Source organism: Methanosarcina sp. DH1, assembly GCF_020804205.1.
In the GTDB taxonomy this organism is placed as follows: domain Archaea; phylum Halobacteriota; class Methanosarcinia; order Methanosarcinales; family Methanosarcinaceae; genus Methanosarcina; species Methanosarcina vacuolata.
In genome coordinates this window covers 1-16281 of sequence record NZ_WJBJ01000009.1, presented here as the reverse complement: position 1 = coordinate 16281, position 16281 = coordinate 1, and the positions used below count along the sequence as shown (strand labels likewise).

Annotated in this window: 14 protein-coding genes and 1 pseudogene; 10 read left to right on the top strand and 5 right to left on the bottom strand. The window is 38.3% G+C overall.

All coding sequences use genetic code 11. The annotated features are described in order from the left end of the window. The first annotated feature begins 91 nt into the window (after positions 1 to 91). Positions 92 to 562, top strand: a complete 471-nt coding sequence (locus FXW07_RS04880) for a hypothetical protein (RefSeq protein ID WP_229394472.1) — start codon at positions 92 to 94, stop codon at positions 560 to 562. A gap of 363 nt (positions 563 to 925) precedes the next feature. Then, complete coding sequence (locus tag FXW07_RS04875; protein WP_229394471.1) at positions 926 to 1759, top strand: SDR family oxidoreductase; 834 nt, start codon at positions 926 to 928, stop codon at positions 1757 to 1759. A gap of 178 nt (positions 1760 to 1937) precedes the next feature. Here FXW07_RS04875 and FXW07_RS04870 read toward each other — a convergent pair whose 3' ends face one another. Both FXW07_RS04870 and FXW07_RS04865 read right to left on the bottom strand, forming a co-directional pair. Continuing rightward, on the bottom strand, positions 1938 to 2435 hold the full coding sequence (locus FXW07_RS04870) for an inorganic diphosphatase (RefSeq protein WP_229394470.1): 498 nt from the start codon (positions 2433 to 2435) through the stop codon (positions 1938 to 1940). A gap of 704 nt (positions 2436 to 3139) precedes the next feature. Beyond that, positions 3140 to 4024, bottom strand: coding sequence for a NosD domain-containing protein (locus FXW07_RS04865; protein ID WP_229394469.1), 885 nt, complete (start codon positions 4022 to 4024; stop codon positions 3140 to 3142). A gap of 584 nt (positions 4025 to 4608) precedes the next feature. Here FXW07_RS04865 and FXW07_RS04860 point away from each other — a divergent pair. From FXW07_RS04860 to FXW07_RS04845, 4 genes are all read left to right on the top strand, one after another. After that, the gene (locus FXW07_RS04860; RefSeq protein WP_048122002.1) at positions 4609 to 5016 is read left to right on the top strand and encodes a DUF1699 family protein; all 408 of its coding nucleotides are present in this window, start codon (positions 4609 to 4611) and stop codon (positions 5014 to 5016) included. A gap of 481 nt (positions 5017 to 5497) precedes the next feature. Next, complete coding sequence (locus FXW07_RS04855; RefSeq protein ID WP_229394468.1) at positions 5498 to 5794, top strand: Rieske 2Fe-2S domain-containing protein; 297 nt, start codon at positions 5498 to 5500, stop codon at positions 5792 to 5794. Between the two features lie 250 nt (positions 5795 to 6044). Further along, positions 6045 to 6872, top strand: a complete 828-nt coding sequence (locus FXW07_RS04850; protein ID WP_229394467.1) for a sulfite exporter TauE/SafE family protein — start codon at positions 6045 to 6047, stop codon at positions 6870 to 6872. Positions 6873 to 7898: 1026 nt separating this feature from the next. After that, positions 7899 to 8396, top strand: a complete 498-nt coding sequence (locus FXW07_RS04845; protein ID WP_048122006.1) for a GNAT family N-acetyltransferase — start codon at positions 7899 to 7901, stop codon at positions 8394 to 8396. 242 nt (positions 8397 to 8638) lie between these two features. On the opposite strand, the gene FXW07_RS04840 is transcribed toward FXW07_RS04845, so the two are convergent. From FXW07_RS04840 to FXW07_RS04830, 3 genes are all read right to left on the bottom strand, one after another. Next, positions 8639 to 9769 (bottom strand): ABC transporter ATP-binding protein, encoded by a 1131-nt coding sequence (locus FXW07_RS04840; RefSeq protein ID WP_229394466.1) that lies wholly within the window; start codon positions 9767 to 9769, stop codon positions 8639 to 8641. Positions 9770 to 9771: 2 nt separating this feature from the next. Continuing rightward, on the bottom strand, positions 9772 to 10449 hold the full coding sequence (modB, locus tag FXW07_RS04835) for a molybdate ABC transporter permease subunit (protein ID WP_229394465.1): 678 nt from the start codon (positions 10447 to 10449) through the stop codon (positions 9772 to 9774). 478 nt (positions 10450 to 10927) lie between these two features. After that, positions 10928 to 11137 (bottom strand): molybdopterin-binding protein, encoded by a 210-nt coding sequence (locus tag FXW07_RS04830; protein ID WP_229394464.1) that lies wholly within the window; start codon positions 11135 to 11137, stop codon positions 10928 to 10930. Positions 11138 to 12581: 1444 nt separating this feature from the next. On the opposite strand from FXW07_RS04830, the gene FXW07_RS04825 reads away from it, so the two are divergent. From FXW07_RS04825 to FXW07_RS04810, 4 genes and pseudogenes are all read left to right on the top strand, one after another. After that, on the top strand, positions 12582 to 13079 hold the full coding sequence (locus FXW07_RS04825; protein WP_255678688.1) for an FmdE family protein: 498 nt from the start codon (positions 12582 to 12584) through the stop codon (positions 13077 to 13079). A gap of 12 nt (positions 13080 to 13091) precedes the next feature. Beyond that, a complete protein-coding gene (locus FXW07_RS04820; RefSeq protein WP_229394462.1) occupies positions 13092 to 14132 on the top strand; it encodes a 4Fe-4S binding protein in 1041 nt (346 codons plus the stop codon). Continuing rightward, positions 14133 to 15887 carry a formylmethanofuran dehydrogenase subunit A gene (locus tag FXW07_RS04815; protein WP_229394461.1) on the top strand — a complete coding sequence of 585 codons (1755 nt, stop codon included), beginning with the start codon at positions 14133 to 14135 and terminating at the stop codon, positions 15885 to 15887. A gap of 4 nt (positions 15888 to 15891) precedes the next feature. Continuing rightward, positions 15892 to 16281, top strand: a pseudogene (locus FXW07_RS04810) (hypothetical protein); the annotation flags it as partial.

Below are 16281 nucleotides of genomic sequence, written 5' to 3'. Positions count from 1 at the left end.
TTAATCCGCTTTGCATGAATGGGGGAAAATGATTGCCATAAATCAAGAATCTTCAAAGGTTCATTGCTTATTTTGGTAGTGGAGAGGAGGTATGGTAAACCTGAGCTCAATTGATTCATATATTCATAAACAGGCTCTTGCGGCTGCCCTGATTAACATGGTGGTAAATCCTCTTCTGGCATTTTACATCAACAGGAATGTGGACAGCGTTGCTTTATCCGGGATTATAATTGATACAATAATCACCTCAATCGTGATGACGTGGCTTGTGACGGTTTTCTCGGCAGCTGATATTAATCGCCAGCTTCACGCCGGCCGTTTCAAAAATGAAAATCTGCCCCATCCGGGACCAGTACTGTCACGGTTGCCCAGGCGAGGAGTACTGCTGGGTACTGTACTGTTCATTTTCACGGTATTGATTATGATGATTTTAACTATCTCGATTTCCTCTCTATTTGGCATTAAAGAGCTTTCTGCTGAGAAACTGGCATTGTTCAAGCTGATTTATACCGGTCCGGTCGCCTATTTTGTAGCCCGTATGGCGATACTGCGCCAGTTGTAACTCTACTGTAAAATGCATGAGAGAAGTTTGTATTTCAAGAAAATCTTATTTTATCCTGGCAGAAATCTTATTTTTATCCTGGCAGTGTGCCAATTTTTCTGTAAAATCATAAATCTCAAGAAGTTATTGGGCAGAAAATCACATATTGAAAGATTAATTTTCTCCATAGTACGCAAAAAATTGACTTCAAATTTACAGCAAATTTGAGACACTGTGTTTATGCCTGAAAAGATTGACAAAAATCTTATCGATAATACAATGGTATATTTAACCGGAAAGTAAATCCTTACTGGTTCTTCCATCTGGATGTACAGGAAAATTAGTCAAAAATACAAGCTGTGAAAAGGAAAAGGGGAAGTGAAAATGGGGGTTGAAGATTACTTCAAGGATAAGTGTTGCCTGGTAACCGGTGCGAATTCTGGAATCGGTTATGCTATAAGTGAAGCACTGTTGGAGAAAGGAGCAATAGTCTTCATGGCTGGTCGGAATAAGGAAAGCCTGGAATCGGCAGCTAAGAATCTTGATGCATATGCCGGACAGATTCGAATTCTGCTTGTTGATGTGACAAAACAGCCTGAGGTTGATAAAGCTATTCAGGACACCGTTGCTGCGGAAGGTAGAATTGACTTTCTATTTAATAATGCGGGTATTGGAGGTACGATGCCAACTGTTGACGCTACGCTTGAACACTGGCGCTCCATTATTGATGTTAATCTCTGGAGTGTTATATACGGCATTAATGCCGCGTTGCCAGTTATGCGTCTTCAGGGTGGAGGGCATATTGTTAACACGGCTTCCCTCGCAGGAATTATACCTTTTCCATTCCAGGCTCTTTATTGCGCTACCAAGTACGCAGTTGTTGGGATGAGTGAAAGCATGCGGTACGAATTTGCTGAAGAAGGCATTCATTTCTCAGTTACATGTCCTGCAGCGGTCGTTTCAAGGATATGGAAAAAGCCCATAATGGGCCCAGTTCATGAAGAGATTAAAGCCCCTGAGGACGCAATTCCAGCTGAAGAAGCCGCAAATATAATCCTTCAGGGCGTTGCGGATAAAAAAGGAATAATTGTGGTTCCGGAGCAGCCAGGTGGGTGGCTCTGGCATGAATACTCTAATTCCTCTGAAGTCGCAGAAGACTTTCTGTTGAAAATGGCTCATGATCGACGGATAGAGTGGTCAAAAAGACAGAAGATATGATGGAGTTGGAGTTGAATCAGTGAGTGGGACTTTACCATGCTCAATGAGAATAATCTGTCTCTGGGCATAGGCAAGACTATAAAAGCAATAGATTTTTAAGGGTCGCTTAGCTGGACAAATTATAGAGCTTAAGCCCTCACTGATGATTTTATTTCTTTTGTTCTTATTTAGTTTGTTCTTATTTCTTTTGTTCGAGATATCGATCTTTAGCTTCCTGAAGTACAGCGACTGCTGTTTCGAGGTCTTTCCAACCGATAACCCTCACGCGTTTTTCTTCTAAATTCTTATAAGTTTGGAAAAAGTTAGTAATCTCCTTAAATAGATGAGGCGGAACCTGATCAACGGTCTCAATATAATTCCACATAGGGTCATTCTTTGGAACACAGAGTATTTTTTGATCTCTTCCTTTATCATCTTCCATGTCAAAAAGTGCCACAAGATGTACCTCTATTATACATCCCGGAAATGTAGGTTCCCAGGTTAAAACCATGGCATCTAAAGGATCACCGTCAAGGGCCAGGGTGTCTGGGAAAAAACCATAGTCCGAGGGATATACCATTGAAGAAAAAAGCATTCTGTCGTATTTAATTACTTTTTTTTCTTTATCGTATTCATATTTGTTTCGGCTTCCCTTCGGGATCTCGATAAGTACACTTTCAACCGGTCTTTCCGTCATACCGTCACTTCCTTTTTACTCCTGCTTGCTAATTGCTTTTTATGATTGTAATAATTTATTAGTTCATAGATCATGTCCCCTGATAGAGTCATACTATTAAAACATGACCTCATGAGGTTAATTTTCTTAATATGAAAGGAGAAACTGAAAAAAAAGATTCTAAATAAAAAGACACATAAATGACACATAAATGACACCAATTTTAGTTGGTAAAAAATAATTATTCAAAAAACGAACATGATATTCTTTGAATAACATGCACAAAGAAATGAAAATGCTTGCAGATGGCACATTTTCATTCCAAATAAGGCAAGATATAATCGCAAATTTTCTTTTAGTACAAATATCGTTGAGAAAAGCCCTTATGGGTAAGAAGGATCTACTGTATTTGCTTTTAATACGTGATCCTCTTACCTAAACTTAATATTCTAATTTGATTTCATTGGTCATCGGTTAAGGAGAAACCGTTATCAATTGCATTGATTTCCACAAAGTTTGTTAAACCATTCAGTGATATTAAGCTGGAGTTTGATATCAATTTCAGTTTAAACGCTCAAAATTTGGGCTTGATTTTTTGTTGAAATCGAGATCCGCGGCAAGAGAATTTCTTAACCGATGACCAATGAATTTGATTTCAATTTGCATGTTCATATTAATATTTTTCACTTTTTTGTTGGTAAACTACGTTTTCAAAGTTACTCTTCCTAGGCAGGAGGTTCCGAAAAAACAATAAAAGAGGCGTTCAAAGGTACAAGAGGTAGATAATCAACATAATTAGAACCTTCCAATTTATAAGGTTCATCTGCAAAACCATCCCTGTTTTTATCGGAATGGGTCTGTGAGAAACCGTCGCCTGAAGGGGTTGCCCAGCAGTTACCACCCAGATAAGAGCCGCCTACAATGTTTACTCCACTTGTTTTCGTAGTGTTGAAGATGTTTTCGGTTCCATCAGAGATATTTACATTCACTGTATTGTTAAAATTATTATTAGTAACGGTACATGGAGCATCAACAAGATATAGTCCATTGTCACAGCCTGTAATTTTATTTCCACTAACTGTTATGTCTTGAAACATAAGATCAAAGGCGTATACTCCTGTTTCGCAGTTGTAAATCTCATTATTAAGAATATACTCGCTTCCGCTGTACATATAAAAACCAACATCTGCCGCCATATTAAAGTTATATATCTTGTTATCTTGAACCGTACAGTAAAAAGCACCGTTCGTACCTTCATTGCGGCCAAACGAAAAACAAGTACCTGAAGATCTCCCTGGGCCTCTTATGTCAAAGTCTTTTATTGTAACATTCTTTTCATAAATATTGAAGGCGTTGTTTTCAGCTTTAATTATTGCTTTATATGGACTGCTTGACATTACGGTTATATTCGCAGTTGAGATTTCAATATCTCCACTGTATGTTCCCGGGTTTACAATTATTGTATCTCCGGAATTAGAACTATCTATTGCTTTTTGAATTGAGTTTCCAGACTCTACATAAATAGTTTTAGCAGAAGCATTGCAAGTAATAGCTTGAAGTGAAAGTAATACTGCTAATATCACCAACATAACTTTTTTTGTATCCCGCAAGACAAAACCCCGATAAAGTTCTCTAGTATTGATGAAATTTCTTAGTCTATTCTTTTGTTTAGTTGATTATCAAATAACTAGTTATCCAGAATTTAATTAATTATCAAGAGATTAATACTCAGAGAATTCAATTTTTGAATTAACTCGATTAGATTCTATTTTCAAATTAATTTGACTATTATCTAAGCTACAGTATTTTATTTACAAAGGTATACATATTAAGCTGTTAACCATATATAATAACTTCAGTCTGTAAGATTGAAATAATATATAATTTTTCCTATTTATTCAGGTATATTTACTAATATTTTCTTAAATATTCTGAAATACATATTATTTCATTACCTTTTCATGAACTAACATCAGTTTTAATCTAACAATTATCTCAGCTGGCTAATTCCAGTCTTTAAATCACAACAATTCTTTCAGTTGGTTCATTCATTCGTTTAATTGAAGGAAATTACGGAATCAAGAGAAACAGAAGACTGTATGAAAAATAACTACACTATAAGATAAACATTTATAGTCAGTGAAAGTAGTTTCTATTAATTAAAAACATAAAAATTTCATAGTAGGGGAAAAACATGAAAATCAGAATAGTTAGTTCAAGAGAAGAAATCTTTACATTGAATCCTAATGAACGCATCGTTCACCTAGCTTTTAGACCTTCGAACAAGGATGTATTTGGACTGGTTGAAACCTGCCCTAAGATTGAAGTAGTTCAGTTACCAAAATCCTACATGGGCACAATCTCAAAGTCCATAGAGATGTTTCTTGAAATGCAAAAAATCCAGCTTATCGAAGGTGATGTCTGGGGTCACAGGAAGGACATTAATGAATACTATACCGTTCCGTCCTCGGTTATTGAAAGAATAAAAGAAATGAAAATCGAAGGCAAATCCAATGAAGATATAGAAGCAAAAGTTTCAAGGGAAAGCAAAATCAATCCCGAAATGGTTGCTTATATCATGAACAAGGAAGCGCCTGCCTGAGTTGATACAGATAAGATATCTTTAACTCTTCACTGGAGATTTGACCATATTCAAAGATAGTCAGAAAAGTCTCAGGCCTTTCAGGGATCCACTTTATTCCCTGATCTCCAGTTTAAGTTTTTCATTTACAGAAGCTCTATAAAGTTATCGAGCTTAAAATTTAGCCTGTGTTTCCTACTTAAGGGAATTCACAGTGGTGTTTTTCTTTTTTATCACCGTAATGTTTACCTTTTTTGTTGGAACCCTTTTTGTTGGGACCCTTTTTGTTGGGACTATTTTTTGTTGGTACTATTTTTTGTTGGAACCCTTTTTTGTTGGGACTATTTTTGTTGGAACCCTTTTTTGTTGGAACTATTTTTTTGTTGGAACCCTTTTTTGTTGGTACTATTTTTTTGTTGGTACTATTTTTTTGTTGGGACTATTTTTTGTTGGTACTATTTTTTGTTGGAACTTTTTAATTGAATCTCTAAAATTCCAATAAATGTTAAAAAATACTGTACCCATTCATGAAAAAGTTTCGCAGATTTTGCCTGGAGAAGGCGCAATTGTCAAAATAGAAGGTGAAAAGGTTGCAGCATATAGAGATGAGACAGGGGCGCTCCATACGCTTGATCCGTTCTATAGGCACATGAGATGTATTGTTTCCGGGAATAATGCAGAAAAGACCTGGGACTGTCCGTGTCGCGGCTCCCGCTATAATGCAAATGGAGATGTAATTAAAAGTCCTGCAGCATATGGGCTTCCGGAAAAGAAAGTAAATACGAAAATAAATAAGTAAGATTGATATCATGGTAATTAAAAAACTTAAGCCAAAAAGGATAACGTGAGAAAAAGTAAGTAGTCCAGGCGGACTTAGATAATTAACAGCAGAGCAATCAGTTTCTCAAACATCAAAATTTTTGAGCAGATACTTTGATTAACTCATAGGCAAATGCATGCTCAAAAGAGGAAAAGGACGTGTTTCTTCTTTTATTGGAAAAAAAGTACAGGACCTCAGGTAATTAGAAATAAATTCTACTTGACTGGAAATGACTCCTACAGACCCCCTTTATCTTGGTATCCTAATTCTTACAGGATTTTTTACTGGTATTGTCTCGGGTATGCTTGGTATTGGTGGAGGCTTTATCATGTCTCCTGTTCAGTACTGGCTTCTGCAGGAGACCGGGCTTCAGCATGACATTGCAATAAGAGTAGCTTTTGGTACAACTCTTTTTGTAGTTCTGCTAAATGCTATAAATGTTGCTCACATTTACCACCAAAAGAATGCAGTACTCTGGAAACAGGCAACAATAATAGGGATTTTCGGATCAATCTTCAGTTTTGTGGGAGCAGCCGTAGCTTCTTATTTACCGGCTTCTACCCTTAGCAAAATTTTTGGAATTGTAGTTTTAATTGGTGCAATAAGGACTTATTTTACTCCTGCTGTTGTAGAAAAGAAACATACCAGCTCTAATCCATTTCCTTATATTTTTTCAGGCATCCTCATAGGCTTTTTCTCCGGCCTTTTAGGGCTTGGGGGAGGAGTTATTGGAATTCCAATCATGTTGATTTTTCTTCATTTAGATATGCGAAAAGCCGTAGGGACATCAGCTGCAGTAATAATTTTTACCTCTTTTAGTGGATCTATTGGGTACATAATCAATGGCTGGGGAAAGGACGGACTCCCTCCTTATTCTGTTGGATACTTAAATCTTCTAAATTGGATTTTACTTGCATTTCCATCGTTTCTTGCAGCAAAAAACGGAGCTAAAATTGCTCATCTTATGAATCCCGAGCATTTGAAGCATTTATTCATAGTTATAATGCTCTATGTCGGGCTGAAAATGACAGGCGTTGTTGATCGTATTTTATATTGAACTCATTCGTTCTTTTTATAACCGCGAAATATGATCTTTAGACTGTATAGGATTTCTGTTCAATTTATGGCCCGCCACCCGTAAAATATATATGGTATAAGGAGGAAATAGACTTCCATAGGGAAAAGTGAAAAGAAGAAATAGAAGAAATAGAAGAAGAAAGTGGTTTTGTTCATGAAACATCTCAAAATATGTCCAAAATGCCATTCAAAACTGAAATTGCACTCCGATGGTGAAACTCAGTATTGTAATACTTGCAGTTACTGGACAAAAATAGGTACTGTAAGACTCGATTCGATAATGATTTACGGATAAGTAGCCTGCATAAAGAATGCTGAGATTTTTATATGGGATCGTAAAAATTGAGGATTTCTTTCAGAATTCAGTGGCTGAAATCAATAAAGACCCAGAGAACAAACTGATCCCTAAAACTGTTTTTAACCTTAATCAACGAGATTGTTAGAACTGCTTTCATTAGAAGAATTTGAGTAGTCACTAAAATACTAAATCCAAAGAAGCAAATTTTGAGTATATGGGTCATTTCATATCCAAATTCTGTTATTTATTGGTTTAAAATTATGGAATGCCACTCACTTTAGCCATTTCTAATTTTGCCACGCGTTGACCCGTTATTGATTATATTATTAGTATGATCCTACAGTAAGGACAAATTGTGGGCCTATACTTGAATTCTATGCTTTTTACCTTCTCCTGAATAAAAGATATGTTCTGATAAGCTGGTTGACCATCAATAATGAATTGGGATTTTTCTAAACAATTCGCATACTCATGTCTGCTTTCTTGTAAATTTCATAAGAATAAGGAAAAACCGCAGGTACTTCCTCGTGCTTATCTCAAATTTTAAATTCCACGAATAGTGTTAGTATAATAGTTGATATTCAGTATTAGGTTAGATTGACCTATATACTTGGAATAATAACGGCCATCAGGAAACCTTTAAAATAATTCAATCTGATTGAATGACTTTTTAATACAAGAAAATTAAGTTTTTAAAGGCAGATCAAAATGTGTAAAGTTATTTTTGATGAAATAAAGGAAGAACATCTGAATGATGTTTTGGAAATTTATACTCACTATGTTCTCAACACAAATGTAACCTTTCACGCGCATGCTTTCTCAAAAGATGAAATGCGAGAATTGGTATTCTTTGAAAATCCTAAATATAAAACTTTTGTCATAAAATCTGCTGATAAAATTAATGGATATGTAATATTGACTCAGTACAAAAAGCGTGAAGCATACGATGGAACTGCTGAGGTAACTGTATACTTAAAGCCGGATTACATTGGTAAAGGTATAGGCAGCCAGGCTGTTAAGTTCATTGAAGATGTTGCAAAAAAGCAAAATATTCACGTACTTATTGCGACAATATGCGGAGAAAATTCTAAGAGTATTAATTTATTTGTAAGAAACGGCTTTAGCAAATGTGCGCATTATAAAGAAGTAGGAGAGAAATTTGGACAACTGCTAGATGTAATGGCATACCAAAAAATAATATTATAATGCTGATATCACAATGCTTCACACCATTGATAATATATTCTTTATAAATAACCAGCCAGAGGTTAAAGTTTTTCTGCATATAGTCACAAGGCTAAATAATGCAACTGCCCAATGAGGTAAAATGAAGTTTTTTGTTGCAACAAGTACGGGTGACTATATCTAGTGCATCGATTCCAAAGTATGTCAGAAATGAATTTTTTGAAAACCACGGAAAGCACAAGAGCCTAAATTTAGTTATTGAGTCATGATTTATGGAATGCCACTACTTTAGTCATTTCCAATTTTGCCAGGCATATATCACCTGCATGCAGTTTCAGAGAATCAACAAACTGTGCAGGTACTTCTGCAGTCAGAGTTTTGTTGCATCTAACAAGTGTAAGTGTAATGCGCTTTTTTGGTCCTTTATTGATTATATCATTGATACGGACAGAGTAAGTATTTTCATCTTGATTTTCAGAGCTGGAGTCAGGTAAAAGAAGAGTTATGTTCTCAGGGTGAATTCCCCAGGAAACTTTATCTCCAGGCTTGAATTTCTGGGTTTTTATCCTTAAACTCAGGTCTCCACTTTTTAACACTGTACATTTTGACTCTTCATCATGTTTTTCAACATAAGCATCATCGAAAATATTGGAGATACCAACTAATTCTGCCACATGCAGATTTTCAGGATGATAGAATATCTCTTCCGGAGCCCCGAACTGCTGAGCTTTCCCCTCGTATAAGATAAGAATCTTGTCGGCCAGATGGAAAGCTTCTTCCAGATTGTGAGTGATAAACAAAACAGGTATTCCAATTTTGGCCTGAAGGTCTTTTATTTTTTCTGCAAGCTCGGTTCTTATTTCCAGATCCAGTGCAGAGAAGGGCTCATCCAGAAGTAAAATTTCTGGTTTGGGAGCCAGCGCTCTTGCCAGAGCAACTCTCTGCTTCTGCCCGCCTGACAGCTGGGACGGATATCGGGTCTCTAACTCCTCAATATGAAGAAGATTAAGCATTTCCAGAACCCTTTCTTCCTTTGCTTCTTTCTCCCAACCTTTGAGCCCGCATTCTATGTTTTTTCTTACACTCATATGGGGAAAAAGAGTATAGTTCTGGAAAACATAACCCAGATTGCGTTTCTGAATAGGTAGATTGATTTTTTGATCTTTATCGAAATAAACTTTATTCTCTACGGTTATTTTTCCCTCATCAAGATTCGTAATCCCGGAAATGCATTTAAATAACGTGGTCTTTCCCGACCCTGAAGGCCCAAAAAGCACAACAAGTTCATTTTCCATTTGAAAGCTGACGTCTAACGTAAAGGATTTCTTAACGCTTTTTTTACCACTGTGAGCAGTATCATTATACTGTTTTTTAAGGTCAACTTTAATGCCCAAAATTATACCTCTAATTTTCCTACGAATCGTCCGGTTAGAGATATAGCCAGCAGGGATATAAAAATTAGGATTAAAACCAGAGCCTGAGCAAGTTCATCATTACCTGCCTGAAAAGCGCTGTATATTGAGATAGACATTGTGTTTGTTTTCCCCGGAATATTCCCTGCCAGCATAAGGGTTGCTCCGAATTCTCCGACAGCCCTTGCAAAACTAAGTACCAGCCCTGCCAGTATGCCCCTTTTTGCAAGAGGAAAAGTTATAAGGAGAGCAGTTTCAACCTCACTTCTCCCAAGAATGTAGGCTGCATATTCAAGCTCTTTATCTACTGCTTCAATGGCTGCCTGAGCAGCTCTGACCATAAGAGGAAGAGAAACTGTATAAGCCGCAATGACTGCTGCCTGCCAGGTAAACATAATCCCGGTGCCAAAAAAATTGTAAATGAGGTGGCCAAGAAGTCCGTTTCTACCTACAAGAATAACCAGAAGATATCCAATTACTGTGGGCGGGAGAACTAGAGGAAGTGTTACTAAAAGCTCTGCAAGCTCTTTTCCCCGGAAATCATGCCTCGCAAATACATAAGCTATGATTACGCCAGTGCAAAGGACTAAAACTGATGATATGGTTGCTACCCAGAGCGTAAGAGATAAAGGAAACCATACCTTGTCCAACATAATGATCATGTCTTTTATTTTCGGGATAATCTTATTCAAGAGATAACTAAATGCCTGGAAATGATTCAAGTATAATATTAGGGATATCAAGATATTTGTTGCCAAGAATCATTATTGGGATAATGAAATTATTGGTCAATTCCTGAAATGCAAATTTGAAGTTATATTTTTAATATTCCTTATTTAATCAGGATATTTTGAGGTAAAGTTTTTTTAGCAGAGCACTTTAGATTCTGGAAATTGAGTTTAGATTATGGAAATCGAGTATTCAAAATAAATCCGAACTAAATAAGGTCCCGCTAAAGACACAAACTGATTTAAAATGATTTAAAATGATTTCACACTCTGCAAACGTACAATACACTTGCCTTTTTAAGCTACCGCTAACAAAACTGGGCAGCCATAATGGACTTCTGCAGAGTGGAATGACTCTATTTACAATTTTACTAATATTTTCATGCACAAATCATGAAACGAAAATTGGGGATTAATCTGTACCAATCATCACATTTGAAGCCTTGATGATTGCGTATACTTCGCTTCCTTCTTTTAGCTTCAGGTTTTCAGCTGAGGCCTTTGTGATGATGGAAGTCATTTCTGCTCCGCCAGGCAATTCTATTACAACTTCAGAATTGACCATTCCCGTGACAATACTTTTAACCTTTCCTTTTAAAACATTGCGTGCACTTAATTTCATTTCCTTGCTCCTCCTTCAAGTGTTCATAATAAACACCTGTGTTTTCACTTATGGCCTACTTGATAATATAGTTTGCGTATATATAATACAGCTTTATTCTATATGTTTGGTAACAATTTATAATCAACATCGAAAGCCAGAATTTACATGGTTTGTTAGGTACCGCATACCGTGATAGATTTTGCAAACTAATGCCAATTGATGCCGTTTTTATTTTTGCTGAAAATTTCCAATTGCTGCCAATTCCATATATATTTGGCTCTTCGTTATTTTGTGTGGATATCGGTATTTATGTGGATATCGGTATTTATGTGGATATCCTCATAATGTCCTCATAATGTCCTCATAAAACCCAATGCGGTCTTGAATTGAAAATCATTTTATCCATAAAGAATGGCTAAGAGCCAGTTTTATTAAATGAGGACCACAGAATTACAAGAACAACATATCCATTTCAAAATCCCAACATTTACATTCAAATTAAACCTTTTAAATTTATGAAGTAATTCTCGCCAAACCAAGTCCAACCTTCCTTTTTGTGAGGTTTAACTTCCTCTCCTGTCCTTCTCTCTCAGGAAAATCCATTATTGTATTTTATTTGGAGCAAGGATGTGAAATAATGGATTTTATTTTCCCTGAAAATGGGAAAGTTTCTGGAATAGGGAATAATTTTCCTATGGCCTATTCTCTTTATACACAAAGATAGGAGCTCATAGGTAGGGTGGTTCACAGGTTAATTTTCGGTATATTACTTTTGCCTAATAAATACCTGAATTTAGGGGATTTGAAACTTTTTTGGATAAGATTTTATCTTCTGTGATCCTCAATAACCATGAAAGCATACAAACTATATATAACGTTATGTTTGACAAAACATAACGATGTTTCATCCCAAAAATTATTTTGCTTTTTTGATTTTTTTATTGCAGTCAAATATCGTATAAAGATGGCTCATTATTTGAGCTCAACTTTAAATTTGCTTCTTTAACATGATCATCCTGAGTACCAAAATCTAATCAGAACAAAATAGAATCAAATAGAATCGGAATTTACTCAGTGTTGAACTTTTTGCGTCACCTGATGTTGCATTATGTATTGAACTTTCAAATGGATTTGAATCTGCGAAATCAATTCAGGATACAAAGATACAACCTGGAAAAATTATAGAGATTCTTATGATACGGTTTTCTACAATTCATAGACAACACTTATTGAGAATAAGCATTCTTTAAAGATAAATATATATTCTATTTATTATATAAATTTACGCAATATTTTATCTGACGTTCCTGCTCAAAAATAAGAGCGTTTGAACCTGTGGGGGGTGTATGCATTGCATAAAAACTCGCAATTAGAGAAAGAAGCAATGGAAGAGATCATAAAGCAGATAAAAGACCCTGAACTGCTTTTACAGGTTGAATAGGTCGTTCCATTTCACGGCTTCCTGACTTCCGGGGCATTAATTGGCATCCAGATGCTCAATATCGCAAGAAGAGAACTCGACGTCCAGGATAGGGAGCGCATATACGTGACCTGCGAAACAAAAAGCTGCATGCCGGATCCATTTCAGATCCTTGCCGGAGCAACCATCGGAAACAATGGGTTAAAGATCGTGAATTTGGGGAAAATGGCTGTCACGGTAAACAAACAGGCGCCTGAAGGAGTGAACAGCATAAAAGGTGTCAGAATCATTCTCGACCCTGAAAAAACGAAATATTATCCCAAACTCCACGCCTGGTTCCTGAACACTGAAAAGCTTCCTCATACAGAGGTTGTACCAATCCTTCTGGATGCAGGGGAAAAGGTCTATTCCTGGAAATTTGTGGATGTAGAAGTTCCGGTACGCAAAAAAAAGCGAATTCAGTGCTGTGAAAGCTGCGGTGAAATGTTCATTCAACACGATAACGAACTGCTGTGCGGCGGTTGCACAGAACAATGTTGAGAGGTAAGCAAAATGCAAAAAGATATGCAATTGCCTGTCTTTGCTGAAATAAAAGGCAAACAGCTAATTTATTACCCTGAAAAATGCATTGGCTGCGGGACCTGCGTACAGGCATGCCCAAAAGGCATACTGGCCATTGGGGCTGTTGGAGCTGTAGTAAGAGGGCTGTTGGATGCGGATTTTTTGGAAATGACAGAAAGTGAAGCCTGCATTGCCTGTGGAATTTGTGCAAAAGTCTGCCCCACAGGTGCCCTTGAGTTGAAACAGGAAGGAAAAACCCTCACCGACATGTCCTATCTTTTCAGGGCCATGAAGCCAACATCAGTAAATGAAAGCTGTGTTCACTGCGGACTCTGTGAAGATATATGTCCCAGAGGCTGCATCGAGGTAACCCGTGGAATTTCAGAGGACGGAAATCTGAAGCTCGTCGGAAAGACCAATATTGATTTGGAGTGTTGCATCCACTGTGGCTGGTGTGCAGCAGTCTGTCCGGTGAATGCTATTTCGGTAGAAAAGCCATTTGAAGGGCGCTGGAACAGAGATGAGAATGTCTGCCAGACCTGCCATACCTGTGTGGAAACCTGTCCTGCAAATGCTATTTTCAATAAAAAAGCTAAACCTGGAGAAAGAGTAGAAAAAATAAGTCACCGCCCTGATGCCTGTATTTACTGTGGGGCCTGTGCGGTTGCCTGCCCTGTAAACGCCATTGATGTCAGAAAAACTGCAATTATCCCTAATGTGGAGAAAAAGGGCGTTCTTGAGAAAAAAGTGCTTGAAATCCCGGTTCCTAATGCTATATTACGCACCTGCCTGGAAGTTGATGAAAATGCATGTCTGGGCTGTGGAAATTGTGTGATTGTCTGCCCTGTAAATGCTCTCCATAGCCATGAGCTTGCTGCAGGATACCTGAATGACATGGACGAAAAAGCTCTCCTTGAGGTTAAGAATGGCAAAATTTCGGTCGTAAACCAGGATGCGTGTGGAGCAGATGGAGCCTGCGCCATGATCTGTCCTGTGAATGCAATCTGGCTTGTGAAAAGAAAGGTGAAATAAATGGCAGGAACAATTGCAATCAAGAACGGATACGTCTTTGATCCTCTCAACGAAATAAATGGAGAAATAATGGATGTTTTTATCAAAGACGGAAAAGTTGTAAGGGAGCTTTCTGCTGCCGAACTGAAAGACGCAAAGGTTATTGATGCCTCTGGTATGACGGTAATGCCCGGAGGAGTTGATTCTCACTCTCACATTGCAGGGGCAAAGGTTAACGCCGGCAGGTCGATGCGTCCAGAAGACCATTATAAATCAAATCTTCAGAAGACTTCACTTACCCATTCAGGCTCAGGTTACACTGTTCCCTCGGTCTATAAACAGGGATACGACTATGCAGCAATGGGTTATACAACTGTCTTTGAAGCTGCCATTCCTCCTCTTGAAGCACGTCACACTCATGAAGAGATGCGTGCCACTCCACTCCTTGATATGGGAGGATATCTGGTACTCGGAAACAACTTTTTTTTGATGCGTTACCTTCGGAACGGGGACACTGAAAAAGCTGCGGCTTATGTAGCCTGGATGATGAAAACCCATAAGACCTATGGAATTAAATGCGTCAATCCTGCAGGAGTAGAAAACTGGGGCTGGGGTAAAAACATCAGCTCGCTCGATGAGGCCAATATCCATTTTGAAATTACTCCAGGAGAAGTGATAAAAGGACTTTCCGAAGTCAATGAGCGCCTGGGAATGCCAGCGCCTATCCACCTGCATGCAAACAACCTGGGACACCCTGGATGCTATGCAATTACTAAGGATTCCCTCAAAATCCCGGATGGAGTAAAGACCAGTCAAAACATGGATGTGAAATGGGCTGAAACTAAAATTAACCCTTCAAGGGACCGTTCCGTATACCTCGCCCATCTTATGTTCAACAGTTTTGCAGGCACCACCTGGGCAGACTGTGAATCTGGAGTAAAGGATGTTGCCAACTACATTAACAACAAAGATCACGTAGTGATCGACAGTGGATGCACTCCTTTTGGGGAAGCCACAGTTATGACAGGAGATGGGCCTGCCATTCATGACCTTTACACCCTTACAGGAAACAAATGGTCAAATACGGACGTTGAGATGGAGTGCGGTTCAGGTGTACTCCCTTTTACCTATTCCATGTCCAATCCGGTACATAGCTTGCAGTGGGCGATGGGGCTTGAATGTCTTCTGCTAATCAATGACCCCTGGAAGACAATTATGACCACTGACAGCCCCAATGGCGGACCCTTTACGAAATATCCTGAGGTTATGGCCTGGATCATGTCCGAAGCTTTCAGGAAACAGACTTTCAGTGAATGCCATAAGTGGGCAAACGACAGGAGTGACCTTGGAGGCATAAACCGGGAACTTTCCCTCTATGACCTTGCGATCCTGACCAGAGCCAACCCTGCTAAGACAATTGGAATGGCCCACAGGAAAGGCTCTCTTGGAGTGGGTGCTGATGGAGACGTTACCGTTTATAACATAAATCCGCAGCAGTTTGACGCGAACAACTATGAGGCTCTACTTCAGGCTTTCAGGAAGGCAGAGTACACCGTAAAAGGTGGCGAAATTGTAGCTATTAAAGGCGATATTGTTTCCTTGCCTGAAAAGCAGACTTATTATTCCGATGTACATGTAGAAGACGAGCGGGAAAAGGAAATGCTGGCCGATGTAAAGGAGTGGTTCAGGTACTATACTATAGGCTTTGCCAACTATCCGACTCCTGAGAAGTATCTGGAAAACCCGACTCCCATACAGGTTAACGGTGGGGGGTGAAGTTATGACAGGGGGAGCACTTATTCATAAAAAAGAAAATGAGAGTAAACTCGAAGCAGTTATAAAGCCTGCTTCAGCTGCCGGTAAAAGTGTCGAAGAAATGGGAGAAGTAATGCTTATTCCTAAAAAAGAGATTGACATTAAACTGGAAGCCGACGTTATAACTCCTGATTCTTTTGCAGGCAAAAGTGCCGAAGAAATTGGAAAACTGGCAATATGGCAGGGGCCAAAGACTTATCCCCTCTCCGAGTTTTTTGAAGTAATAGGTAACGGAGGAAGTTCTGCAGCCGAGACCCTCATCCGCATAAAAGGTGACGCAATAAGAGTAAAAAGAATTGGWGAAGGCATGAGCGCAGGAAAAATCGAAATTGAAGGTTCTGCTGGCATGCACGTA

What these genes read in the sequence shown, in the direction of transcription:
- FXW07_RS04880 (WP_229394472.1), top strand. Translation starts at nt 92, where the DNA reads ATGGTAAACCTGAGCTCAATTGATTCATATATTCATAAACAGGCTCTT.
- FXW07_RS04875 (WP_229394471.1), top strand. Translation starts at nt 926, where the DNA reads ATGGGGGTTGAAGATTACTTCAAGGATAAGTGTTGCCTGGTAACCGGT.
- FXW07_RS04870 (WP_229394470.1), bottom strand. Translation starts at nt 2,435, where the DNA reads ATGACGGAAAGACCGGTTGAAAGTGTACTTATCGAGATCCCGAAGGGA.
- FXW07_RS04860 (WP_048122002.1), top strand. Translation starts at nt 4,609, where the DNA reads ATGAAAATCAGAATAGTTAGTTCAAGAGAAGAAATCTTTACATTGAAT.
- FXW07_RS04855 (WP_229394468.1), top strand. Translation starts at nt 5,498, where the DNA reads ATGTTAAAAAATACTGTACCCATTCATGAAAAAGTTTCGCAGATTTTG.
- FXW07_RS04850 (WP_229394467.1), top strand. Translation starts at nt 6,045, where the DNA reads ATGACTCCTACAGACCCCCTTTATCTTGGTATCCTAATTCTTACAGGA.
- FXW07_RS04845 (WP_048122006.1), top strand. Translation starts at nt 7,899, where the DNA reads ATGTGTAAAGTTATTTTTGATGAAATAAAGGAAGAACATCTGAATGAT.
- modB (WP_229394465.1), bottom strand. Translation starts at nt 10,449, where the DNA reads ATGATCATTATGTTGGACAAGGTATGGTTTCCTTTATCTCTTACGCTC.
- FXW07_RS04830 (WP_229394464.1), bottom strand. Translation starts at nt 11,137, where the DNA reads ATGAAATTAAGTGCACGCAATGTTTTAAAAGGAAAGGTTAAAAGTATT.
- FXW07_RS04820 (WP_229394462.1), top strand. Translation starts at nt 13,092, where the DNA reads ATGCAAAAAGATATGCAATTGCCTGTCTTTGCTGAAATAAAAGGCAAA.
- FXW07_RS04815 (WP_229394461.1), top strand. Translation starts at nt 14,133, where the DNA reads ATGGCAGGAACAATTGCAATCAAGAACGGATACGTCTTTGATCCTCTC.